At 68.1% G+C, this 22,645-nt stretch carries 21 protein-coding genes; 5 read left to right on the plus strand and 16 right to left on the minus strand.

Annotation, left to right across the window (positions count from 1 at the left end; genetic code table 11):
* Positions 1–2 precede the first annotated feature (2 nt).
* Entirely contained in the window at positions 3–1,877 is a 1,875-nt protein-coding gene (locus tag CFB82_RS04715) for a polysaccharide biosynthesis protein (RefSeq protein ID WP_089445072.1), read from the plus strand.
* Positions 1,878–1,976: 99 nt separating this feature from the next.
* Here the strand turns inward: CFB82_RS04715 and CFB82_RS04720 are convergent, their stop codons facing one another.
* Genes CFB82_RS04720 through CFB82_RS04740 form a run of 5 tightly spaced genes read right to left on the minus strand, consistent with a single transcriptional unit; the run spans position 1,977 to position 7,414 of the window.
* Positions 1,977–3,083 (minus strand): MraY family glycosyltransferase, encoded by a 1,107-nt coding sequence (locus CFB82_RS04720; protein ID WP_089445073.1) that lies wholly within the window; start codon positions 3,081–3,083, stop codon positions 1,977–1,979.
* 27 nt (positions 3,084–3,110) lie between these two features.
* Positions 3,111–4,133: a UDP-glucose 4-epimerase GalE gene (galE, locus tag CFB82_RS04725; RefSeq protein WP_089445074.1), complete on the minus strand. Its 1,023-nt coding sequence runs from the start codon at positions 4,131–4,133 to the stop codon at positions 3,111–3,113.
* A 15-nt stretch (positions 4,134–4,148) separates the two neighbouring features.
* Positions 4,149–5,285 carry a glycosyltransferase family 4 protein gene (locus CFB82_RS04730; RefSeq protein ID WP_089445075.1) on the minus strand — a complete coding sequence of 379 codons (1,137 nt, stop codon included), beginning with the start codon at positions 5,283–5,285 and terminating at the stop codon, positions 4,149–4,151.
* A 51-nt stretch (positions 5,286–5,336) separates the two neighbouring features.
* Positions 5,337–6,161, minus strand: a complete 825-nt coding sequence (locus CFB82_RS04735; protein ID WP_089445076.1) for a glycosyltransferase — start codon at positions 6,159–6,161, stop codon at positions 5,337–5,339.
* Entirely contained in the window at positions 6,158–7,414 is a 1,257-nt protein-coding gene (locus CFB82_RS04740) for a lipopolysaccharide biosynthesis protein (RefSeq protein ID WP_039361066.1), read from the minus strand. The genes CFB82_RS04735 and CFB82_RS04740 overlap by 4 nt, the downstream gene beginning before the upstream one ends.
* Positions 7,415–7,677: 263 nt before the next feature.
* Here CFB82_RS04740 and CFB82_RS04750 point away from each other — a divergent pair, with 263 nt between their 5' ends.
* The 4 genes from CFB82_RS04750 (at position 7,678) to waaA (ending at position 12,554) form a co-directional block, all read left to right on the plus strand.
* On the plus strand, positions 7,678–9,072 hold the full coding sequence (locus tag CFB82_RS04750; protein WP_089483543.1) for a phosphomannomutase/phosphoglucomutase: 1,395 nt from the start codon (positions 7,678–7,680) through the stop codon (positions 9,070–9,072).
* Between the two features lie 174 nt (positions 9,073–9,246).
* Positions 9,247–10,242 (plus strand): lipopolysaccharide heptosyltransferase I, encoded by a 996-nt coding sequence (gene waaC, locus CFB82_RS04755; RefSeq protein ID WP_089483638.1) that lies wholly within the window; start codon positions 9,247–9,249, stop codon positions 10,240–10,242.
* 34 nt (positions 10,243–10,276) lie between these two features.
* On the plus strand, positions 10,277–11,161 hold the full coding sequence (locus CFB82_RS04760; RefSeq protein ID WP_089483544.1) for a Kdo hydroxylase family protein: 885 nt from the start codon (positions 10,277–10,279) through the stop codon (positions 11,159–11,161).
* Positions 11,162–11,198: 37 nt separating this feature from the next.
* Positions 11,199–12,554, plus strand: coding sequence for a lipid IV(A) 3-deoxy-D-manno-octulosonic acid transferase (gene waaA, locus CFB82_RS04765; protein WP_069247326.1), 1,356 nt, complete (start codon positions 11,199–11,201; stop codon positions 12,552–12,554).
* Between the two features lie 63 nt (positions 12,555–12,617).
* On the opposite strand, the gene ureG is transcribed toward waaA, so the two are convergent.
* The 11 genes from ureG to urtB form a co-directional block, all read right to left on the minus strand.
* Positions 12,618–13,265 (minus strand): urease accessory protein UreG, encoded by a 648-nt coding sequence (gene ureG / locus CFB82_RS04770; RefSeq protein WP_046196649.1) that lies wholly within the window; start codon positions 13,263–13,265, stop codon positions 12,618–12,620.
* Positions 13,266–13,282: 17 nt separating this feature from the next.
* Positions 13,283–13,963, minus strand: coding sequence for an urease accessory protein UreF (locus CFB82_RS04775; protein WP_069247327.1), 681 nt, complete (start codon positions 13,961–13,963; stop codon positions 13,283–13,285).
* Positions 13,950–14,555, minus strand: coding sequence for an urease accessory protein UreE (gene ureE, locus CFB82_RS04780; RefSeq protein WP_089483545.1), 606 nt, complete (start codon positions 14,553–14,555; stop codon positions 13,950–13,952). The genes CFB82_RS04775 and ureE overlap by 14 nt, the downstream gene beginning before the upstream one ends.
* Positions 14,556–14,577: 22 nt before the next feature.
* Positions 14,578–16,284 carry an urease subunit alpha gene (ureC, locus tag CFB82_RS04785; protein WP_069247329.1) on the minus strand — a complete coding sequence of 569 codons (1,707 nt, stop codon included), beginning with the start codon at positions 16,282–16,284 and terminating at the stop codon, positions 14,578–14,580.
* 29 nt (positions 16,285–16,313) lie between these two features.
* On the minus strand, positions 16,314–16,619 hold the full coding sequence (locus CFB82_RS04790) for an urease subunit beta (protein WP_046545089.1): 306 nt from the start codon (positions 16,617–16,619) through the stop codon (positions 16,314–16,316).
* Positions 16,620–16,627: 8 nt separating this feature from the next.
* Entirely contained in the window at positions 16,628–16,930 is a 303-nt protein-coding gene (gene ureA, locus CFB82_RS04795; RefSeq protein WP_006406310.1) for an urease subunit gamma, read from the minus strand.
* Positions 16,931–17,165: 235 nt separating this feature from the next.
* On the minus strand, positions 17,166–18,041 hold the full coding sequence (locus tag CFB82_RS04800; RefSeq protein ID WP_069247330.1) for an urease accessory protein UreD: 876 nt from the start codon (positions 18,039–18,041) through the stop codon (positions 17,166–17,168).
* A 194-nt stretch (positions 18,042–18,235) separates the two neighbouring features.
* Positions 18,236–18,928, minus strand: a complete 693-nt coding sequence (urtE, locus tag CFB82_RS04805; RefSeq protein ID WP_069249232.1) for an urea ABC transporter ATP-binding subunit UrtE — start codon at positions 18,926–18,928, stop codon at positions 18,236–18,238.
* Positions 18,929–18,932: 4 nt separating this feature from the next.
* Positions 18,933–19,793, minus strand: coding sequence for an urea ABC transporter ATP-binding protein UrtD (urtD, locus tag CFB82_RS04810; protein WP_069247331.1), 861 nt, complete (start codon positions 19,791–19,793; stop codon positions 18,933–18,935).
* Positions 19,790–20,977, minus strand: coding sequence for an urea ABC transporter permease subunit UrtC (gene urtC, locus CFB82_RS04815; protein ID WP_069247332.1), 1,188 nt, complete (start codon positions 20,975–20,977; stop codon positions 19,790–19,792). The genes urtD and urtC overlap by 4 nt, the downstream gene beginning before the upstream one ends.
* Before the next feature lies 1 nt (position 20,978).
* Positions 20,979–22,598, minus strand: coding sequence for an urea ABC transporter permease subunit UrtB (urtB, locus tag CFB82_RS04820; protein ID WP_089483546.1), 1,620 nt, complete (start codon positions 22,596–22,598; stop codon positions 20,979–20,981).
* Between the last annotated feature and the right edge of the window lie 47 nt (positions 22,599–22,645).

Genomic DNA, 22,645 nt, shown 5'->3' on the forward strand with positions numbered 1-22,645 from the left:
CGATGTTGCGATCCAAAGCATCTTGGCTGTCATTGAGTGCTTTCCTGTTCGACCTGCTGGCGGTGCTTGCAGCGTGGTTGTTCGCCTATCTCGTCCGATTCAACGGTAGCGTCCCGACCGATTTCCTGAGCGGCGCGCTGATGGCGCTGACGTGGGTGCTGCCCGTGTACGCGCTGATGTTCCACGTGTTCGGCCTGTATCGCGGGCTGTGGGTGTTCGCGAGCCTGCCAGACCTGATGCGTATCGCGAAGGCAGTGGGTGGCGGTGGCGTGATCGTGATGATTGGCGCCGTGATGTTCCAGCCGGTGCCGATCATTCCGCGCTCGGTGCTGCTCGTGTCGCCCCTGATGCTGTTTCTGGCGATGGGCGGCGCACGCGCGCTGTATCGCGCGACGAAGGAGTACTACCTGTACGGCGGGCTCGTCGGCAAGGGCAAGCCGGTGCTGGTGCTCGGCGCCGGTACGGCAGGCGCGAGCCTCGCCCGCGAACTGTCGCGCTCGGGCGAATGGCGCCTCGTCGGCCTGCTCGACGACGACGTCACGAAGCAGGGCCGCGAAATCTACGGCTACAAGGTGCTGGGCTCGTTCAACGACCTCAAGCACTGGACCGATGCAATGAAGGTCGATTACGCGATCATCGCGATTCCGTCAGCGTCGGTCGAAACACAGCGCCGAGTCGCGACGCTGTGCGTGCGGGCCGGCGTGAAGGCGATGGTGCTGCCGTCGCTGACCGCGCTGATGCCGGGGCAGGGCTTCCTGTCGCAGGTACGAAACATCGATCTCGAGGATCTGCTCGGCCGCGACGCGGTGACGATCGACACGCCGCATGTCGAAGCATTGCTGCGCGGCCGCGTCGTGATGGTGACGGGCGCGGGCGGGTCGATCGGCTCCGAGCTGTGCCGGCAGATCCTGCGCTTCGCGCCGGCGCAGCTCGTCGCGTTCGACCTGTCCGAGTACGCGATGTACCGGCTGACCGAGGAGCTGCGCGAGCGCTTCCCCGACCTGCCTGTCGTGCCGATCATCGGCGATGCGAAGGATTCGCTGCTGCTCGACCAGGTGATGTCGCGTCATGCGCCGCACATCGTGTTCCACGCGGCTGCCTACAAGCACGTGCCGCTGATGGAGGAGCACAACGCGTGGCAGGCGCTGCGCAACAATGTGCTCGGCACCTATCGCGTGGCCCGCGCGGCGATTCGCCACGATGTGCGTCACTTCGTGCTGATCTCGACCGACAAGGCCGTCAATCCGACCAACGTGATGGGCGCGAGCAAGCGCCTCGCCGAAATGGCCTGTCAGGCGCTGCAGCAGACGAGCGGGCGCACGCAGTTCGAGACGGTGCGCTTCGGTAACGTGCTCGGCAGCGCGGGCAGCGTGATCCCGAAGTTCCAGCAGCAGATCGCGAAGGGCGGCCCGGTCACGGTCACGCACCCGGAGATCACGCGCTTCTTCATGACGATTCCGGAAGCGTCGCAGCTGGTGCTGCAGGCGTCGAGCATGGGGCATGGCGGCGAGATCTTCATTCTCGACATGGGCGAGCCGGTGAAGATCGTCGATCTGGCGTGCGACCTGATCCGCCTGTACGGTTTCTCGGAAGAGCAGATCCGGATCGAATTCACCGGGCTGCGGCCCGGCGAGAAGCTCTATGAGGAACTGCTCGCCGATGACGAGGCAACGACGCGTACCCCGCATCCGAAGCTGCGAATCGCGCGGGCGCGGGAAGTGCCGGACAATTTCCTCGACGAGCTGCTGCCGTGGCTGATGCAGCATCGTGTCCTGCCCGATGACGAAGTGCGGCGCGACCTGCGGCGCTGGGTGCCCGAGTATCAGACGGCTGCCGTTCCGGCGCTGAAGAGCGTACGGGTCGCGTCGAACCGCTGAACGCGGAGGTCCGTGTGGTCGCCGCCACAGCGGCCAGCCGGCCGGCCAAAAAGAAAAGCGCCCCGCAGGGCGCTTTTTTCATGCCGGGCCGAGAACGGCTCAGCGACTGGGCCGGTGTTTGCGTACCACCATCCACCTCGGCGCGCGGAACCGCACGATGCTGATGTACAGCCAGACATAGGTCAGCGCAAACAGCACGACGAACACGAACAGGTGCACCGTATGCCGCCAGAACAGCGTCGCGGGAATCACCGCGACGAGGCACAGCAGCCATAGGTACGGCGACGTCAGCGAATTGCGCCGCGTCAGATCGTGCGCATGCTTCGTCCCCACGGCCCAGCGCATCAGCCGCTTGTACACGAGCATATGCAGATGCACACCGTCCGGGATGCCGGGCGACATCCCGCGGATGAATTTCTTCCGGTAGATCGAAAAGCAGGTCTCGAAGATCGGGTACATGAACAGCAGCACCGGGTACCACGCGGACACCTCGCGGTTGCGCATCACGAGCATGATCGCGAGCTCCGCGAGCATGAAGCCGATGAAGTACGCGCCGCCGTCGCCGAGGAAGATCAGTCCGGCCGGGAAATTCCACAGGAAAAACCCGAGCACGGCGCCCATCATGATGATCGACGCGGACATCACGACCGGGTCGTTGACGTGGAAAGCGACATACGCGAGCGACGCGAACATCATGAAGCTGACCATCGACGCGAGCCCGTTGAAGCCGTCGATGATGTTGATCGCGTTCGCGAGCGCCGCGACCGCGAGCACGGTGATGAACGCCGAGATGACCACGTAGCCGAGCAGGAAATCGAGCGGCGGCACGCTGATGCGCTTGACCGCGATGCCCAGCAGCCAGAACGCCAGCGCGGCCGCCCCCATCGTGCAGAGCAGCCGCGCGCGCGGCGACACGCGCTTCGTCAGGTCCTCGACGAGGCCTGACAGGAACGCCGGCATTCCGCAGGCAACGATCCCGAGAATGCTGCCGGCGATCGTCGGATAGCGCCGGGACAGGATCAGCGCGGCAATGACGACGCCCGCGAGGATCCCGATGCCCCCGACCCGCGGCACGGGCCGCACGTGGAATTTCTGCACACCGGCCAGATCGCTGTCGATCGAGAATTTCTCGTGAAGGTGCGCATAGCGCACGATGAACAGCGTGACGAGCAGGGAAACGATGAAGCCGGACGCGAAGCTGAGCATGGGATCGCTCGAAAAATGGACAGCGGATTATACAAAACCGCGCGGGTTCCCCTCCTGCCATCGCCAGTGGTCGGCACACATTTCTTCGATGCCGAGCGCGGCACGCCAGCCGATGATGTCGGCCGCGGCCTGCGGGTTCGCGTAGCACTCGGCGATGTCGCCCGGGCGGCGGGCGACGAGCTCGTACGGCACCGGGCGGCCCGACGCCTTCTCGAACGCGCGCACGACTTCCAGCACGCTGTAGCCCTGGCCCGTGCCGAGGTTCACGACGAAGCTCGCGTCGCGCTTCGCGAGCGCGTCGAGCGCGGCGATGTGCCCCTTCGCGAGATCGACGACATGGATGTAGTCGCGCACGCCGGTGCCGTCCGGCGTCGGGTAGTCGGAGCCGAACACGCGCAGCTTTTCCAGCTTGCCGACCGCGACCTGCGCGACATACGGCATCAGGTTGTTCGGGATGCCGGCCGGGTCCTCGCCGATCAGCCCGCTCGCGTGCGCGCCGACCGGGTTGAAGTAGCGCAGCGTCGCGATCCGCCACGTCGGGTCCGAGGTTTCGAGATCGCGCAGGATCTGCTCGGCGATCAGCTTCGACTGGCCATACGGGTTCGTCGCGGACAGCGGGAACGATTCGTCGATCGGCGAGCGCTCGGGCACGCCGTATACGGTTGCGGACGAGCTGAACACGAACTGCTTGACGTTGCGCTCGCGCATGACCTTGAGCACGGCAAGCAGGCCACCGATGTTGTTCTGGTAGTACTCGAGCGGCTTCTCCACCGATTCGCCGACGGCCTTGAGCGCGGCGAAATGGATCGTGCCGGTGATCGGGTGTGCGTCGAACACCTTCGCGAGCGCGGCTTCGTCGCACACGTCGACCTGGTGGAACGCGGGCGTCTTGCCCGTTATCCGCTCGATGCGGCGCACGGATTCGGCCTTGCTGTTGACGAGGTTGTCGACGATCACGACGTCGTAGCCGTTGCCGAGCAGTTCGACGGTCGTGTGCGAGCCGATATAGCCCGCTCCGCCGGTGACGAGGATGGTGCCTTTCGCGGTCATTGCTGATGCGCTCCTTCAGAGGGTGATACCGGTTAACGAATGGATAGTACGCCGGTAGCGTTCGACGACCTGCTGTTCGTCGAATTCCGCCGTGACCTTCTGCCGGCCGCGCGCGCCCATCGCGTCGCGGCCGGCCGTTCCGAGTTCGATCATGCGGAGCAACTGCTCCGCGAGGCTCGCGCTGTCGCGCACGCGGCACAGAAAGCCCGTTTCGCCGTCGGCGACGACGTCGCGGCAACCCGGCACGTCGGTCGCGACGATCGGGCGGCCCATCGCCGATGCTTCCATCAGCGTGCGCGGCACGCCTTCGCGGTACGACGGCAGCACGACGCAGTCGGCCGCCGCGATATGCGGGCGCACGTCGTGCGCTTCGCCGAGATATTCGATCACGCCTTCGCCGGCCCACGCATCGACATCCGCGCGGCCGATTGCGCTTGGATTGTCGACGCCGAGCGGTCCGAGCAACTGGAAGCGCGCATTCGGCAAGCGCGCGCGCACGATGCGCGCGGCCTCCACGTATTCGCGCACGCCCTTGTCCCACAGCAGCCGGCCGATCAGGATGAAGACGGGTGCGTCGCCGGCGGGCAGCGGCACGGGCGCGAACTGTTCGAGATCGACGCCTTCGCCGTGCAGCAGCCGCGCGCGATCGGGATGCGCGAGCAACTGCTCGTCGGTGAAGGTCGCGAGATCGTCGCGGTTCAGGAACCACACTTCACGCGGGAAGCGGAACGCGAACCGGTACAGGCGCTTCGCGACGCTTGCCGCGCGGCTCTTCTGGATGAAGACGTAGCCGAGCCCGGTCGTCACCGCGATCGACGGCACGCGCGCGAGCCACGCGGCGACCGAGCCGTAGATGTTCGGCTTGATCGTGTAATGGAACACGAGATCGGGCTTCAGCGCGCGGTAGTGACGCACCAGCGCGGCGAGCGTGCCGAGATCCTCGCGCGGGCTCGTGCCTTTCGATGCAACCGCCAGCGCCACGTAGCGGCAGCCCATCTGCTCGAGCAGCGGCACCGTGCGGTCGTGCGGCGCAATGACGATGACCTCGGCGCCGCGCGCGACGAGCGCCCGGATCAGCCCGTGGCGATACGTGTAGATCGCCCAGGCCGTGTTGCAGACGAGCGCGATGCGCAGCGGGGAGGTGGCGGACATGAAAAAAAGAATAAATAAAGCGTCGTAAATGCCGGATACGCCGAATGGGCGTCACGCGGACGGCCGCGCGGCGAACAGCGTCTGCTTGATCCGCTGCAACGTCCGGTACGGCGTCACGAAATGCAGCAGGTTCTTGGCGAGGCCGGCCCAGTCGTACGGGTTCAGCGCGTTGAAGTGGCTCAGCAGCAGTGTGAGCGTCGACACCAGCTGGCGCCGGCGCTTGGTCGCACTGATCCCGCCCTCGTTCAGTTCGTAATAGAGACCCAGTTCCGGCAGGTTCGCGCAATCGTAGCGTTGCATTAACCGTAAAAAAAGATCGAGATCCTCGGCCGCACGGTATTTCGCCCGATAGTTCCCCACTTCCCGCACGGCGTCGATGCGCAGCATCACCGACGGATGCACGAGCGGCGAGCGCAGGAAGCGCGTGCGGCGCAGCGTGCGCGGATCGGCGGGCGGCGTCAGCATGAAGCGCGGCTCGCCGGCACGCGACACGACTTGCGTCCACATGCCGACACAGGCCACGCGCGGGTGGGCGCCGAGGTACGCGCGCTCTTTCGCGAGGCGCTGCGGCGCGGCGAGATCGCCCGCGTCGATGCGCGCGGCATAGCGGAAGCCGCGCGCGGCGAGCGCGTCGATGCCGGCGGCGAGCGCACGCTCGATACCGCCGTTCTGCGGCATGCGCAGCACGTCGATCGTGAGGCCGGGCAGGTCGGGCGCGACGATCGGCGGCGTGCTGCCGTCATCGACGATCAGCACGTGCACGGGCGTGTCCTCGCGAAACGAGGCGAGGGTCCGAACGACGTCGTCGTGCCCGTTGTAGGCCGGCATCAGCACGGCCACGTCGTCGAGCGGGGTCGGGCAATCAGGGGACGTCATGGTCGCAGCTTGAAACGGATGTAATAAAAATTGACGGCGGCGGCGGCCAGGTAGCCGGCCGCCAGCCCGACGAGCGCGCCGTACAGGCCGAGCCGCGGGATCGCGAACAGGTTGACGAGCGCCGCGATCGCGAGCGCGAGCAGCCATTTCGACAGCAACACGAATTTTGCTTGATATTTGAGAACGATAAGATTGCCTATCGCCTCGATGCCGGCGGGCACCGACAGCCAGACCGCCCAGCGGAAGATGTCGACCGAGGCCTCGTAGCCGTGGCCGAACACCTTGCCGACGATCAGCGGGGCGGCGGCGTCGAGCACGAGCGCGCCGGCCGTCATCAGGCAGGCCGTCATCGCGATCAGCCGGACGATGTTGCGGCGCAGCCGCGCGACGTCCTGCACGCGGTAGACGAAGGCGGGCGCGATCGTCTGCGCGAGCATCAGCGCGAGCGTGATCCAGTTCTCGTTGAGCTGCTGCGCGGCCGAGTAGCGGCCGAGATCGGCGAACGAAACATGACGCTCGAGCATCAGGCGGTCGAGCTTCAGGAACAGGTACATGCAGATGAGGCCGAGCCAGAACACCGTGCCGGCCGTTGCAAAGTGCCTGAACAGCGGTTTGTCGAACGTCCAGCCGAGCGCGCCGCCGTTGCGATGCCGGTAGTACAGCAGCAGCGCGAAGCCGATTGCGGCGGCCTCGAGCGCCCACAGCCACGCGAAGCGGGCGGGGCCTGCGGCCGCGCGGACCAGCAGCCAGACGAGCAGCGCCTTCACCAGCGCCGTGACCATGCTGGTGACGAGCTGCGGCTTGCTGTAGGTCATGCTCTGCAGCCACGCGTTGATGACGCCGACGAACGGCTCGCGGAACACCATCGTGACCGCGAGGCCCGCGAGCATCGCGCCGACCAGCGGATCGAAGGCGCCCGCGGCGATCGCGATCCAGGTCGCGACGAGTGCGGCGACGGAGACGGCGATGCGCAGCGCGAATGCGCTGCCGAGCACCGCGCCGAGCTGGGCGGGCGGGCGCTGGACGATGGTCGGGACGAGGATTTCCGCGCCGCACACCCAAGTGAGCGGCGCCAGTACCAGGAGGAGCGTATTCGCATACTGCCATTTGCCGAACACATCTGGCCCGAAATAACGGGCCAGCAGGCCGCTGATCGCGATCGCGACGCCGATCTGCGTGAGCCGTTCGAGCCCCAGCCAGACGAGATTCGCGACGGCCTTCGCGACGTCCGGATTGCCGAAGCGCTTCAGCATGCGCGGCAGCGGCGTGCGCGCGAGGCGGCCGGCAGGGCGCCCGGGGGCTGCAGGTTGGCGGCGACGGGACAGCTAGGCATTAAAATGGGCGGTATGCGAGTCATCAAAACCCGCGATTATAAGTGGGATCGGGGTCGCTCCCGCCGTTCGGCGCCAGCGGTTTCGCTCCGTGCCGGGCCAGCATGTATCATGCGCGGCACCGGCGCGCGGCGGCCAGGCAAGCCAGACAATTTTCCATGCACGCAACTGAGAGAAGTGAATCGATGATCTCCCAATCCATCTTCAAGGCTTATGACATTCGTGGCGTGGTCGGCAAGACGCTCGACACCGACACCGCACGCGGGATCGGCCGGGCATTCGGCAGCGAAGTGCGTGCGCAGGGCGGCGATGCGGTCGTCGTCGCGCGCGACGGCCGCCTGTCCGGGCCGGACCTCGTCGGCGCGCTGGCCGACGGTCTGCGTGCGGCGGGCGTCGACGTCGTCGACGTCGGCATGGTGCCCACGCCGGTCGGTTATTTCGCGGCGAACGTCCCGCTCGCGCTGAAGGGCGGCGAGCGCCGCGTCGATTCGTGCATCGTCGTCACGGGCAGCCACAACCCGCCCGACTACAACGGCTTCAAGATGGTGCTGCGCGGCGCCGCGATCTACGGCGAGCAGATCCAGGCGCTGTACCAGCGCATCGTCGACGAGCGTTTCGAGACGGGCAGCGGCACGTACGAACAGTTCGACGTGGCCGATCAATACATCGCGCGCATCGTCGGCGACATCAAGCCGGCCCGCCCGATGAAGCTCGTCGTCGACGCCGGCAACGGCGTGGCCGGCCCGCTGGCGACGCGCCTGTTCAAGGCGCTCGGCTGCGAGCTCGTCGAGCGCTTCACCGACATCGACGGCACGTTCCCGAACCACCACCCGGATCCTGCCCACCCGGAAAACCTGCAGGACGTGATCCAGGCGCTGAAGGACACCGACGCCGAGATCGGCTTCGCGTTCGACGGCGACGGCGACCGCCTCGGCGTCGTCACGAAGGACGGCAAGATCATCTATCCGGACCGCCAGCTGATGCTGTTCGCGGAAGAAGTGCTGTCGCGCAACCCGGGCGCGCAGATCATCTACGACGTGAAGTGCACGCGCCACCTCGCGCAATGGGTGAAGTCGAAGGGCGGCGAGCCGCTGATGTGGAAGACGGGCCACTCGCTCGTGAAGGCGAAGCTGCGCGAGACGGGTGCGCCGCTCGCCGGTGAAATGAGCGGCCACGTGTTCTTCAAGGATCGCTGGTACGGCTTCGACGACGGTCTCTACACGGGCGCGCGCCTGCTCGAGATCCTCGCGAAGACGGCCGATCCGAGCGCGCTGCTGAACGGGCTGCCGGACGCGATGAGCACGCCTGAACTGCAGCTGTGGCTCGACGAAGGCGAGAACTTCCGCCTGATCGACAAGCTGCAGAAAGAGGCGAAGTTCGACGGCGCCGAGGAAGTCGTGACGATCGACGGCCTGCGGGTCGAGTATCCGGACGGCTTCGGCCTCGCGCGTTCGTCGAACACGACGCCGGTCGTCGTGATGCGTTTCGAGTCGGAGACGCAGGAAGGGCTCAAGCGCATCCAGGAGGACTTCCGCCGCGTGCTGACGGCCGCGAAGCCGGACGTCAAGCTGCCGTTCTGAGCATCGGCGGCCTCGGGCCGCCACCGGCGCGACGGTGAGTCCGATCGTCGCGCCATCCCCGAAAAGCGGCGCACGCCAAGGGCGTGCGGCCGCTTTTTGTCTGTCTGGCCCGCCGGGCGAGATAAAATCCCCCCTTTATGCTTGTCGCCGGCTGCCTGCCGGCGTTTTTTCAGCGTGCAAAAGATCCTGATCGTGCGCGTGTCGTCGCTGGGCGACGTCGTGCACAACATGCCGGTGATCGCCGATATCCGGCGCCGCCACCCCGATGCGCAGATCGACTGGCTCGTCGAGGAAAGCTTCGTCGACCTGGTCAAGCTCGTCGACGGCGTGCGCAACGTGCTGCCGTTCTCGCTGCGCCGCTGGCGCAAGAAGCCGTTCTCGGGCGCCACGTGGCGCGAGATCCGCGCGTTTCGCCAGCGCCTCGCGGCCGAGCAGTACGACCTCGTGATCGACTGCCAGGGCCTCATCAAGACGGCCTGGGTTGCCAGCTGGGCGCACGGCCCGCTCGTCGGGCTCGGCAATCGCACCGACGGCGCCGGCTACGAGTGGCCCGTGCGCTTCTTCTATCGCAAGCGCGTGCCGATCGCGCCGCGCACGCACGTCGTCGAGCGCTCGCGGCAACTCGTCGCGGCCGCGCTGGGCGACCCGGCGCCGACGCCGGCCGACCCGGTCGAGTTCGGCCTCGACACGCGCGCGGCGGCGCTCGCAGTGGCCGCGCTCGGCCTGAACCTGCCGGTGCCGTACGTGGTGTTCGTCCATGCGACGTCGCGTGCCGACAAGCAGTGGCCGGACGCCGCGTGGATCGAGCTCGGCCAGGCCCTCGTGCGGCGCGGCGCGTCGCTCGTGCTGCCGTGGGGCAACGACGCGGAGCGCGCGACCAGCGAGCGGCTGGCGCAGGCGTTCGGCGCGGCGGCGATCGTGCCGCCGAAGCTGTCGCTGCCGGCCGTGGTCGGCCTGATCGACGGCGCGGATGCGATCGTCGGGGTTGATACAGGTCTGGTTCACATCGCGGCCGCGCTGAAGCGTCCGACGGTCGAACTGTACAATTTCGCGACGGCCTGGCGGACCGGCGGCTACTGGTCGCCGAACGTCGTCAATCTCGGCACGGCGGGGCAACCCCCGTCGATCGCGCAGGTGAAGTCGGCGCTCGCGGGCTTCGGTCTCCTGTAACGCAGTCACACGCGCGAACCCACGCGAACCGAACATGAGCGAATCCCAGATCATCGAAGTCCCGTCCGCCGATTGGAGCGGACACAACCTGTCGGCGCCGCGCGAGCAGCTGCTGGCCGCCGTCGAGGAAGGCAAGGTGCTGTATTTCCCGCACCTGCGCTTCGCGATCGAGGGCGGCGAGGAAGCGTTGCTCGATCCGGCGCTCGCCGACCCGAAACGCAAGAACATCAGCCTCGCGCCGAACGGCGGTGCGCTCGCCGGCGTGCTCGGCGACAGCGTCACGCAGTCGGCGGTGCGCGCGCTCGTCGCGCGCTTCCAGCAGCAGGCCGGCACGCTCGTCGACGGCCTCTTTCCCGAATACCGCGGCAAGCTGCGCGTCGCGCCGACGAGCCTGCGGCTGATGCAGGTCGAGACGCGCCAGACGTCGTGGCGCAAGGACGACAGCCGGCTGCACGTCGACGCGTTTCCGTCGCGGCCGAACTACGGCGAGCGCATCCTGCGCGTGTTCACGAACGTGAACCCGGCCGGCGTGCCGCGCGTGTGGCGCGTCGGCGAGCCGTTCGAGGACGTCGCGAAGCGCTTCCTGCCGCACATCAAGCCGCAGCTGCCGGGCGCCGCATGGCTGCTGAACCTGCTGCACGTGACGAAATCGCCGCGCAGCGCGTACGACCACCTGATGCTGAACCTGCACGACAGCATGAAGGCCGATCTCGACTACCAGAAGACTTGTCCACAGCAAACGATGCCGTTTCCGCCGGGCAGCGTGTGGATATGTTTCTCCGATCAGACTTCGCACGCTGTGATGTCCGGCCAGTTCATGCTCGAACAGACCTTCTTCCTGCCGGTCGACGCGATGGTGCGCCGCGAATGCGCGCCGCTCGGCATTCTCGAACGCCTGAAGGGCAGGGCGCTGGTTTGAGCGCGCCTCTTCTCCGTTGCAACATGAGGATCGCCGCATGCTGAGGGTGATCTACCGCGCGCTGTGGTGGCTCGTCGCACCGATCGCCGTCATCCGGCTTTATGTGCGCTCGCGCAAGGAGCGCGGCTATCGCGAACACATCGGCGAACGCTTCGGCCACGTGGCCGGCCGCTCGCGCGATGACCGTGCGCCGCTGATCTGGGTGCATGCGGTATCGGTCGGCGAGACGCGCGCGGCGCAGCCGCTGATCGACGCGCTGATGCACGTCCGTCCCGATGCGCGCATCCTGCTCACGCACATGACGCCGAGCGGCCGCGCGACCGGCGAACAGATCTTCGGCGATCGCGTGCTGCGCTGCTACCTGCCGTACGACATGCCTGGCGCGGTGCGACGTTTCCTGCGCGCGTGGCGGCCGACGCTCGGCCTCGTGATGGAAACCGAGGTATGGCCCACACTGATCGACGAGTGCCGGCGTGCTGACGTGCCGCTGGTGCTGACCAATGCGCGCATGTCCGCGCGTTCGTTCCGGCGGGCATCGAAGTTCGGCGCGGCGACGCATGACGTGTTCGGCGGCTTCTCGCGCGTGCTCGCGCAGAGCCCGGCCGATGCGGAGCGGCTGACGTCGCTCGGCGCACGCAACGTGACCGTGCTCGGCAACCTGAAGTTCGACATGACGACACCGCCGGAACTCGCGGCGCGCGGCCATGCGTGGCGCGAGGCGATCGGCACGCGGCCCGTGTGGGTCGCCGCGAGCACGCGCGAGAACGAGGAGGCGCTGGTGCTCGACGCATTCGCGGCGATGCGCACGCCCGGCGCGCTGCTGGTGCTCGTGCCGCGTCATCCGCAACGTTTCGCCGAGGTCGAGGCGCTCGTCGAGCGCAGCGGGCTCAAGTGCGTGCGACGCTCGGTGTGGGCGGCAGACACGGCCGCGCTCGCGTCTGGCCAGCCGGCTGCCGAGCCGCTGCCGGATGACGTGACAGTGCTGCTCGGCGATTCGATGGGCGAGCTCGGTGCGTATTACGCGGCGGCCGACATCGCGTTCATCGGCGGCAGCCTGCTGCCGCTCGGCGGCCAGAACCTGATCGAAGCGTGCGCAGTCGGCGTGCCGGTGCTGATCGGCAAGCACGTGTTCAACTTCACGCAGGCGACCGCCGACGCGGTCGCGGCCGGCGCGGCGCTGCAGGTCGAGGATCCGCTCGATCTCGCGCACGTGCTCGACGCGCTGTTCGACGACAAGGCGCGGCGCATCGCAATGGGCGCGGCCGGCGCGGCGTTTGCATCGCGTCATCGCGGCGCGACCGCACGCACGGTCGACGTGCTCGCGGCACTGTTGCCGCCCGCCGAACGCGGCGTGCGCGCGCTGCAGGACACGCAGGACCCTTCCGACGACTAGGCGAAGGCGGCGCCATGCCGCCACGAGCAGGCGTGGCGGCACCGGATGATGCCGCCGCGTCGCTCAGACCGTCAGCAATCCCTTCTTCTCGATGAACGCGATCACGTCCGCGACGCCTTCGAGCGCCTTCAGGTTCGTCATCACGTAAGGCCGCTCGCCGCGCATCTTCTTCGTGTCGGACGCCATCACGTCGAGGTTCGCGCCGACCAGCGGCGCGAGATCCGTCTTGTTGATCACGAGCAGGTCGGACTTCGTGATGCCGGGGCCGCCCTTGCGCGGAATCTTCTCGCCGCCCGCGACGTCGATCACGTAGATCGTCAGGTCCGACAACTCGGGGCTGAAGGTCGCCGCGAGGTTGTCGCCGCCGGATTCGATGAACACGATGTCGGCGTCGGGGAAGCGCGACAGCATCCGGTCGACGGCCTCGAGGTTGATCGACGCATCCTCGCGGATCGCCGTGTGCGGGCAGCCGCCCGTCTCGACGCCCATGATGCGTTCTTCGGGCAGCGCGCCCGCGACCGTCAGCAGCCGCTGGTCTTCCTTCGTATAGATGTCGTTGGTGATCGCGACGAGGTCGTATTTGTCGCGCATCGCCTTGCACAGCATTTCGAGCAGCGTGGTCTTGCCGGAGCCGACGGGGCCGCCGATGCCGACGCGCAGCGGCGGCAGTTTCTTCGTGCGGCGGGCGGAGGAGGGAGCAGGTGCGTTCATGGCGGGTAGCGTCGGATTCAGGAGCGGAACAACCGCGAGTACTGGGTTTCGTGCCGCGCGGACAGGATGCCGAGCTGCGGCGCGAACGTGTTGACGGCGTCGGGCGGCGTCGCGAGCGCGCGGCGGACGGCCGCGTCGATCGCGCCGCGCAGCGCGACGATGATGCGTTGCCCGGCGAGCTGGCCGAGCGGCACGGCCTTCAGCGCGGCGGACGTCTGGTTCTCGACCCAGCCGAATGCGTACGCGGCGAGCACCGCATCAGCGCTCGCGTCGTGCGCGGCGGCCGCGTACGCGAATGCGGTGGGCAGCGCGATCGGTGTGATCGCCGCGAGCGTCGCGCGGCGCCCGGCATCACCCCATTCGAGCGACGCGCAGAGCTGCGCGAGCGACCAGCCCATCTGTTCGGTCTCGCGGCGCAGTTCCGCCGATTCGCGGCTCGCGATGAACCACGCATTCTCGGCGACGAGCGCCGGCGCGTCGTGCGCGTGCCAGCGCGCGAGCTGGTGCGCGAGGAATGGCAGCTCGCCGTGCGCGAGCACGTCGGTCAGGCCGCTCGCGATCCAGTCGCGCGCGGTATCCGCGTCGTGGATCAGGTTCGCGTCGAGCGCCGCTTCGAGCCCCTGCGAATAGCTGAACGCGCCGATCGGCAGCGCCGGCGATGCAAGGTGCAGCAGCGCGACGAGTTCAGTGGTGGTCATGGCCGTGGCCGTGCGCGCATCCGGGACCTTGCTGATGGTCGTGGTCGTGGTCGTGCGAATGCGAATGCGCGTGGCCGTGATGCTCGCCGAACACCTGCTGCGCGAGCGCGTAATCCTCGGCGAACGTCGCGTCGTGCCCGTGCTTGTGGCCGCCGCCGTACGCGCCGGCTTCCGGCTGGAACGGTGCAAGGGTCTCCTCGACCTGCGTGCCGAGCCGGCGCAGCATGTCTGCGAGCACCGGGTCGGCTTCGAGCTTCAGGTAGCCGTCGCCGATCTCGACCGGCGTGTGACGGTTGCCGAGGTGATACGCGGCGCGCATCAGGGTGAGCGGGTCGGCCGCGCGCACGCGCAGCACGGTCTCCGGCGCCGCGGCGATACGCACGAGCGCGCCGTCGTCGGCGACGAGCACGTCGCCGTCGCGCAGGATCGTGCCGCGCGGCAGCAGGACCGCGACGTCCTCGCCGGTGTCGAGTGTCGCCGCGAGGCGGCTCTTGCAGCGGGCGTCGTAGGCGAGCGTGAGCGTCGGCGCGCGCGCGACGAGCGACGCGGCGAGTTTCACGTTCGGGGCAATGCGTTTGTCGAGGGTGCGCATGAATCGAAAACCGGCAATCAGGTCAGAACAGGAAATAGCGCTGCGCCATCGGCAGCACCGTGGCCGGCTCGCAGGTGAGCAACTGGCCGTCGGCGATCACGTCGTAGGTTTCGGGGTCGACGCTGATCGACGGGCGCCACGCGTTGTGGATCATGTCGGCCTTCGTCACGTTGCGGCAGTTGCGCACCGGCACGATCCGCTTCGCGAGCCCGTAGCGTTCCGCGATGCCCGCATCGGCGGCCATCTGCGACACGAAGGTCAGCGACGTGCGCGCGAGCGCGCCGCCGCGGGTGGCGAACATCTCGCGATAGTGGACCGGCTGCGGCGTCGGAATCGATGCGTTCGGGTCGCCCATCTGCGCCATCGCGATCATCCCGCCCTTCAGGATCATCGACGGCTTGATCCCGAAGAACGCCGGCTCCCACAGCACGAGGTCGGCCCACTTGCCCGGCTCGATCGAGCCGACTTCGTGCGCGATGCCGTGCGTGAGCGCCGGGTTGATTGTGTACTTCGCGACGTAGCGCTTCGCGCGGAAGTTGTCGTTGCGCGTGCTGTCTTCCGGTAACGCGCCGCGCTGCACCTTCATCTTGTGCGCGGTCTGCCAGGTGCGGATGATCACCTCGCCGACGCGGCCCATCGCCTGCGAATCGGACGATAGCATCGACAGCGCGCCGAGATCGTGCAGGATGTCCTCGGCCGCGATCGTCTCGCGGCGGATCCGCGATTCGGCGAACGCGAGGTCCTCGGCGATCGACGGATCGAGGTGATGGCACACCATCAGCATGTCGAGATGCTCGTCGAGCGTGTTGATCGTGTACGGGCGTGTCGGGTTGGTCGACGACGGCAGCACGTTCGACTCGCCGCACACCTTCAGGATGTCGGGCGCATGGCCGCCGCCCGCGCCTTCGGTGTGGTACGTGTGGATCGTGCGGCCCTTGAACGCGGCGACCGTCGATTCGACGAAGCCGCCTTCGTTCAGCGTGTCGGTGTGGATCGCGACCTGCGTATCGGTGTCGTCGGCGACGGACAGGCAGTTGTCGATCGCCGCGGGCGTCGTGCCCCAGTCCTCGTGCAGCTTCAAGCCGATCGCGCCGGCCGCGATCTGCTCGACGAGCGGCTGCGGCAGGCTCGCATTGCCCTTGCCGAGAAAGCCGAGGTTGATCGGCCAGCCGTCGGCGGCCTGCAGCATCCGCTCCATGTGCCACGGGCCCGGCGTGCAGGTCGTCGCGTTGGTGCCGGTGGCCGGCCCCGTGCCGCCGCCGAGCATCGTCGTGACGCCCGAGGCGAGCGCCTCGTCGATCTGCTGCGGGCTGATGAAGTGGATGTGCGTGTCGATGCCGCCGGCCGTCACGATCAGCCCTTCGCCGGCGATCACTTCGGTCGCGGCGCCGATCGCGATCGTCACGCCCGGCTGGATGTCCGGGTTGCCGGCCTTGCCGATCGCGGCGATGCGGCCGTGCTTGATCGCGATGTCGGCCTTCACGATGCCCCAGTGATCGAGGATCACCGCGTTCGTGATGATCGTGTCGGGCACGTCGGCGGCCACGCGCTGCGACTGGCCCATCCCGTCGCGGATCACTTTCCCGCCGCCGAATTTCACTTCCTCGCCGTAGGTCGTGAAATCGCGTTCGATCTCGATCAGCAATTCGGTATCGGCGAGCCGGACGCGGTCGCCCGTCGTCGGCCCGAACATTTCCGCGTACGCGCGGCGGCTCAAGCGTAGTGTCATGGTGCTGTTCCTGAAGAGCGGGGCGCGGCTTACAGCGGCCCCATCACCTTGCCCTGAAAACCGTAGACGGCGCGATCGCCCGCGAGCGCCACCAGCTCGACGGTGCGCGTCTGGCCCGGCTCGAAGCGCACCGCGGTGCCGGCCGCGATGTTCAGGCGAAAGCCGCGCGCGGCCGCGCGATCGAACGACAATGCGTCGTTGACTTCGAAGAAGTGGTAGTGCGAGCCGACCTGCACCGGGCGGTCGCCGGTGTTCGCGACGACGAGCGTCAGCGTCGCGCGGCCCGCGTTCAGTTCGTGTTCGCCGTCGTCGGTGAGGATTTCGCCGGGGATCATGCGGGGCCTCACGGAATCGGGTGATGGACGGTCACGAGCTTCGTGCCGTCGGGGAAGGTCGCCTCGACCTGGATGTCCGGAATCATCTCCGGCACGCCGTCCATCACGTCGTCGCGCGTGAGCAGCGTCGTGCCGTAGTGCATCACCTCGGCGACCGTCTTGCCGTCGCGCGCGGCTTCCATCAGCGCGGCGGTGATGAAGGCGACCGCCTCCGGATAGTTGAGCTTCAGGCCGCGTGCGCGACGGCGCTCGGCCAGCAGCGCCGCCGTGAAGATCAGCAGCTTGTCCTTCTCGCGGGGAGTCAGTTTCATGAAGGCAAACGTTCAGGAAAACGTAATTTTTATCGGTGCGCGCGCAATGGGGCGAACGCGCGGTTCATCGTAGCACCGCGCTGTTTTGCGTGCGTCGTGTATCGGTTATGTAAGGAGCAAGGCGCGTGCCATGTGCATCAGACGCAGTGCGATGCGCGCTCGTGGTGCGCGATGCATGCGCAGCGTGCAGCACCGACTGCGGCGCTGCGCCGAAACGGTGCGTGGTGTGCCGTGCTCAGGTTTGCCAGAGGCGCAGCGGCCGTGCGTCGACGCCGTGCACGATCGGCCGTAGGTGCAGCCAGCAGTCGGTGAAGTGCCGTTGCAGCGCTTCCATCGACGTCGACAGCGCGCGAACCAGTACGACGCCCGGCGTCACGCAGGTCGCGCCGGCGCGCAGCGTGGCATCGAACGGCATCCGCGCGGCGAGCGACTCGGCGAGCGCCGCGTCGCACGCGGCGCCGGCGGCCCACAGCGTGCCGTACGCCGGAAAGCCGGCCAGACCCTGCAGCGCGCCGCGCAGCGGGTCGTGCGCATCGAGCAGCGCGCGTTCGGTCCACAGCGGCGGGCCGTCGGCAGCGACGAGCGCCGACGTCGACGCGATGCGGCCCGCCGACCAGGTTTCGCCGGCCGCTTGCCGGCCGAGCTGCGTCGCGTCCCAGCCGATCGCGCTGGCGCCCGCGCCGAGCTTGACCGTGAAATCGAGCGAAGCATGCGCCGCGTCGAAGAACAGGTTGTTCTGCGGCAGCCAGTCGAGTTTCGCGTGTTCGCCGACCGTGATGCCGATGCGCTGCGTCGCGTCCAGTCCGTTCGACTTGTACCACTTGGTCGCGCCGGGTGTCGTCAGCACCGCGTGCGTGCCGTCGCCGAGCGCGATGTCGATGTCGAGCCGGTCGCCGCCCGCGACGCCGCCGGGCGGGTGGACGATCACCGCGTGGCAGATCGCGTCGCCTTCCGGATACAGCGGCCGCTGCACGCGCAACGGGCCGTCGTGCAGCCGGTGCGCGAGCGTCGTGCGCGCGCCGTGCCGCTCGAAGCCGAGTTCGAGGCGGCCGCGCCACGACTTGGCGACGGCGGGGCGGGACAGCGGGGCATGGGAATCGGGGGCGGACATCGGCGGGAAGCAGGGGACGGGCGCGGGGAACGAGGATGCTACCGCAACAATATACGCTTCGGTACCCGCGTTGCAGCGCTTGGCAACGCCGGTCCCGCGCCGTGCCGCTTCGCCGGCGCGCGCCCGACATGTGCCGTTCGACGAGGCGCCGAATCGATGGCCGGGGGCGACGCCGCGCCGAGCCACCTTCCCGGCTACACCGCGATCAGCTCACGCACGCCGTTCGCTTCCATCTCGTGCGCGTCGCCGCCCGCTACGATCTCGCCGCGGCTCATCACCCAGTAGCGGTCGGCGATCGATTGGGCGAATTCGTAATACTGTTCGACGAGCAGCACGGTCATCTTCGATTCGTCGACGAGCTGGCGCAGCGTGCGGCCGATGTCCTGGATGATCGACGGCTGGATACCTTCGGTCGGCTCGTCGAGGATCAGCAGCTGCGGCTCGCTCATCAGCGCGCGGCCGATCGCGAGCTGCTGCTGCTGGCCGCCCGACAGGTCGCCGCCGCGTCGCGCGCGCATGTCCTTCAGCACCGGGAACAGGTCGTAGATGCGGTCGGGCACTTTCGACGGCGCCTTGCGGCTCGCCGCGCCGACGAGCAGGTTTTCCTCGACCGTGAGCCGCGGAAAGATATCGCGGCCCTGCGGCACGTAGGCGAGCCCGGCCGCGACGCGCGCATACGGCGGCATCGCGCCGAGCGCCGTGCCGCGCCACGACACGCTGCCGCTCTTCGCGGCGACGACGCCCATCAGGCAGCGCAGCAGCGTGCTCTTGCCGACGCCGTTGCGGCCGAGCAGCACGGTGAGCTTGCCGTCCTCGGCGGCGAGGTTCACGTTGCGCAGGATATGGCTGCCGCCGTAGTACTGGTTCAGTGCATCGATCTTCAGCATCGCATCATCGTCCAAGGTAAGACTCGATCACCGCGTCGTCGCGCTTGACCTGGTCGAGCGTGCCTTGCGCGAGCACCGCGCCTTCGGCCATCACCGTCACGCGGCCCGTGTCGCCCGCGAGTGCCGCGACGAATTCCATGTCGTGCTCGACGACCATCATCGAGCAGGTGCCGCGCAGCGTGTTCAGCAGTTCGGCGAGTTCCATCGTCTCGTGGTCGGTCATCCCGGCCGCCGGCTCGTCGAGCAGCAGCAGCGCGGGGCGCTGCATCAGCAGCATGCCGATCTCGAGCCGCTGCTTCTGCCCGTGCGACAGCTCGCCGGCCGCGCGAAAGGCCTGGCTTTCGAGGCCGATCAGCGCGAGCGTCTCCTCGATCTTCGTCTGCGCAGTGCGATCAAGCTTTGCACGCAGCGACGCGAGCCAGCCCTTGTCGGTCTGCATCGCGAGCTCGAGGTTCTCCCACACCGGATGTTGTTCGAACACGGTCGGCTTCTGGAACTTGCGGCCGATGCCCGCGCGTGCGATCTCGGGCTCGTTCATCCGCGCGAGGTCGATCGTCTGGCCGAGAAACACCTTGCCCGCGTCGGGACGTGTCTTGCCGGTGATCACGTCCATCATCGTCGTCTTGCCCGCACCGTTCGGGCCGATCACGCAGCGCAGCTCGCCCGCGTCGATCGCAAGCGACAGCTTCTTCAGCGCGCGGAAGCCGTCGAAGCTCACCTCGATATCCTCGAGGTAGAGGATCGTGCCGTGCGACGTGTCGATGCCGGGCGGCACCACGCGCCCCATCGACGCGGTGCCGCTGACAGCAAGCAGCTCGTCTTCGGGCGGCGGCGGCGTGAACTGATAGAGGGCCGTTCCGTTCATGCGCGTTTCCCCTTCGCGAGCACGGTTTCGACGAGGCCCATGATCCCGCGCGGCAGCAAGAGCGGCACGAGCACGAAGATCAGGCCGAGGAAGAACAGCCAGTATTCGGCGAAGTACGCGGTAAACAGGCTCTTCGCGCCGTTCACCGCGAACGCGCCGACGATCGGCCCGATCAGCGTGCCGCGCCCGCCCACCGCGACCCAGATCGCCATCTCGATCGAGTTGCCGGGCGACATCTCGCCGGGGTTGATGATGCCGACCTGCGGCACGTACAGCGCGCCCGCGATGCCGCACAGCACGGCCGACACGGTCCACACGAACAGCTTGTACGCGAGCGGGCTGTAGCCGAGGAACATCAGCCGCGTCTCGCCGTCGCGCACCGCGGTGACGACGCGCCCGAGCTTGCTCGTGACGATCGCGCGCGCGGCGATGAACGCGAGCACGAGCGTCGCGAACGTCAGCAGCAACAGCACCGTGCGCGTGCCGGGCGACGTGATCGCGAAGCCGGCGATGCGCTTGAAATCGGTGAAGCCGTTGTTGCCGCCGAAGCCCGTCTCGTTGCGATAGAACAGCAGCATCGCGGCGAACGTCATGGCCTGCGTGATGATCGACAGGTACACGCCCTTCACGCGCGAGCGGAACGTGAAGAAGCCGAACACCCACGCGAGCACGGCCGGCACGAGCACGACGAGCGCGAGCGCCCACGCGAGATGCTGCGTGCCGCTCCAGTACCACGGCAACTGGTGCCAGTCGAGGAACACCATGAAGTCGGGCAGGTCGCTGCCGTACTTGCCGTCGCGGCCGATCTCGCGCATCAGGTACATGCCGATCGCATAGCCGCCGAGCGCGAAGAACAGCCCGTGGCCGAGGCTCAGGATCCCGCAGTAGCCCCACACGAGATCGAGCGCGAGCGCGGCGATCGCGTAGCACATCAGCTTGCCGGTGAGCGTCATCGCGTACGCGGACAGATGGAACGCGCTCGACTCGGGCGCGACGAGCGCGGCGAGCGGCACGCCGATGCCGATCGCGAGGCACAGCGCGATCAGCGCGAGCCACGCGCGCCGCGACAGCAGCGCGGGGCGGGGCGGCAGGCCGAGCGCGAAGCGCTCTTCCGCGCGGGCGGCGGCAGCGGGCTTCGGCGCATCGGCGGCCGGGTTCGACAGGGAATGGGTGAATGAAGTCACGTCAAGCCTCCGCACTGCGGCCCTTCGGGGCGAACATGCCCTGCGGACGTTTCTGGATGAACAGCACGATCATCACGAGCACCGCGATCTTCGCGAGCACGGCGCCCCAGAACGGCTCGATCGCCTTGCTCGCGAGGCCGAGCCCGAAGCCGCCGAGCACGGTGCCGGCGATCTGCCCGACCCCGCCGAGCACGACGGCCATGAACGAATCGATGATGTAGTTCTGGCCGAGGTCGGGGCCCACGTTGCCGATCTGCGACAGCGCGCAACCGCCGAGGCCCGCGATGCCCGCGCCGAACGCGAATGCATACGCGTCGACGCGCGCGGTTTTCACGCCGACGCACGCGGCCATCCGGCGGTTCTGCGTGACCGCGTGCACGAACAGGCCGAGCCGCGTCTTCGTCAGCACGGCCCATGCGACGAATACGACTGCGAGCGCGAAGGCGAGGATCGCGAGCCGGTTGTACGGCAGGATCAGGTTCTGCATCACGGTCACGCCGCCGCTCATCCACGACGGGTTCACGACCTGCACGTTCTGCGCGCCGAACAGCATCCGCGTTGCCTGGATCAGGATCAGGCTCACGCCGAAGGTGGCGAGCAGCGTCTCGAGCGGGCGGCCGTACAGGTGTCGCAGCACGAGCCGTTCGAGCACGATGCCGACGAGCGCGGCCGTCACGAACGACACCGGCACCGCGACGAGCGGATACCAGTCGAACGCGCTGGGCGCGTAGCGCTGGATCAGCGTCTGCACGACATAGGTTGCGTACGCACCGATCATCAGGAATTCGCCGTGCGCCATGTTGATCACGCCGATCAGCCCGTACGTGATCGCGAGGCCGAGCGCGGCGAGCAGCAGCACGCTGCCGAGCGACAGGCCCGCGAACAGCGTGCCGACGATCTCGCCGCGGCGCTGCAACGCGTGCAGCGTGTCGAGACCCTGCTGCGCAGCGTCGCGCACGCGCGCGTCGGGCTCCGCGTAGCTGCCGTCGGCGTTCTTCGCGACGAGCGGGCGCAACTGCTCGATCATGTCGAGGTCCTGGCGCGCGGCCACCACCTGCACGGCTTCGAGGCGCTTCGCCGGATCGGCATCGTGCAGCGCGGCAATCGCCCACAACGCATCGAGGCGGCGCTTCAGCGCGGGATCGGTTTCCTTCGCACGCGCGCGGTCGATCATCGGCTTGAGTGCCGGGTCGGGCGATTTCAGCAACGCATCGATCGCGTCACGGCGTGCGGCGACGTCGGGCGACGCGAGCGCGAGCCCCGACAGCGCGCCCGCGATCTTCGTGCGCAACAGGTTGTTCAGCATCACGGGCTGCGCGTCGCCGGCCGGCGTCGCGGCCTGCGTGAGCGCATCGTGCGCGGTGTCGCCGGTCTGGATCAGCAGGCGGCCGTCGCCGGTGGCGAGCGCGTCGCCGGTCGACAGCGCGTTGAGCAGCGCGACGGCGCGCGGATCGGAGTCGGCGGCGAGCCGTTCGATCGCGGCCGTCTTCGCGTCGAAGTCGTCGCCGGCGAGCGCGGCGGTATCGGTGGCCGTCAGCGCGAACGCGGCGCGCGGCAACCCGCCCGCGAGGGCAGCGCACGCGACGATCGCGGCGGCGGCTCGGCGAAAGCGTGTAGGCATCGGGAAATCCTGTCGGGCGTGGGGAAGCGGATGCGGGCGGCGACGCG

The sequence above is a fragment of the Burkholderia sp. HI2714 genome, from assembly GCF_002223085.1.
GTDB classification, from domain to species: domain Bacteria; phylum Pseudomonadota; class Gammaproteobacteria; order Burkholderiales; family Burkholderiaceae; genus Burkholderia; species Burkholderia lata_D.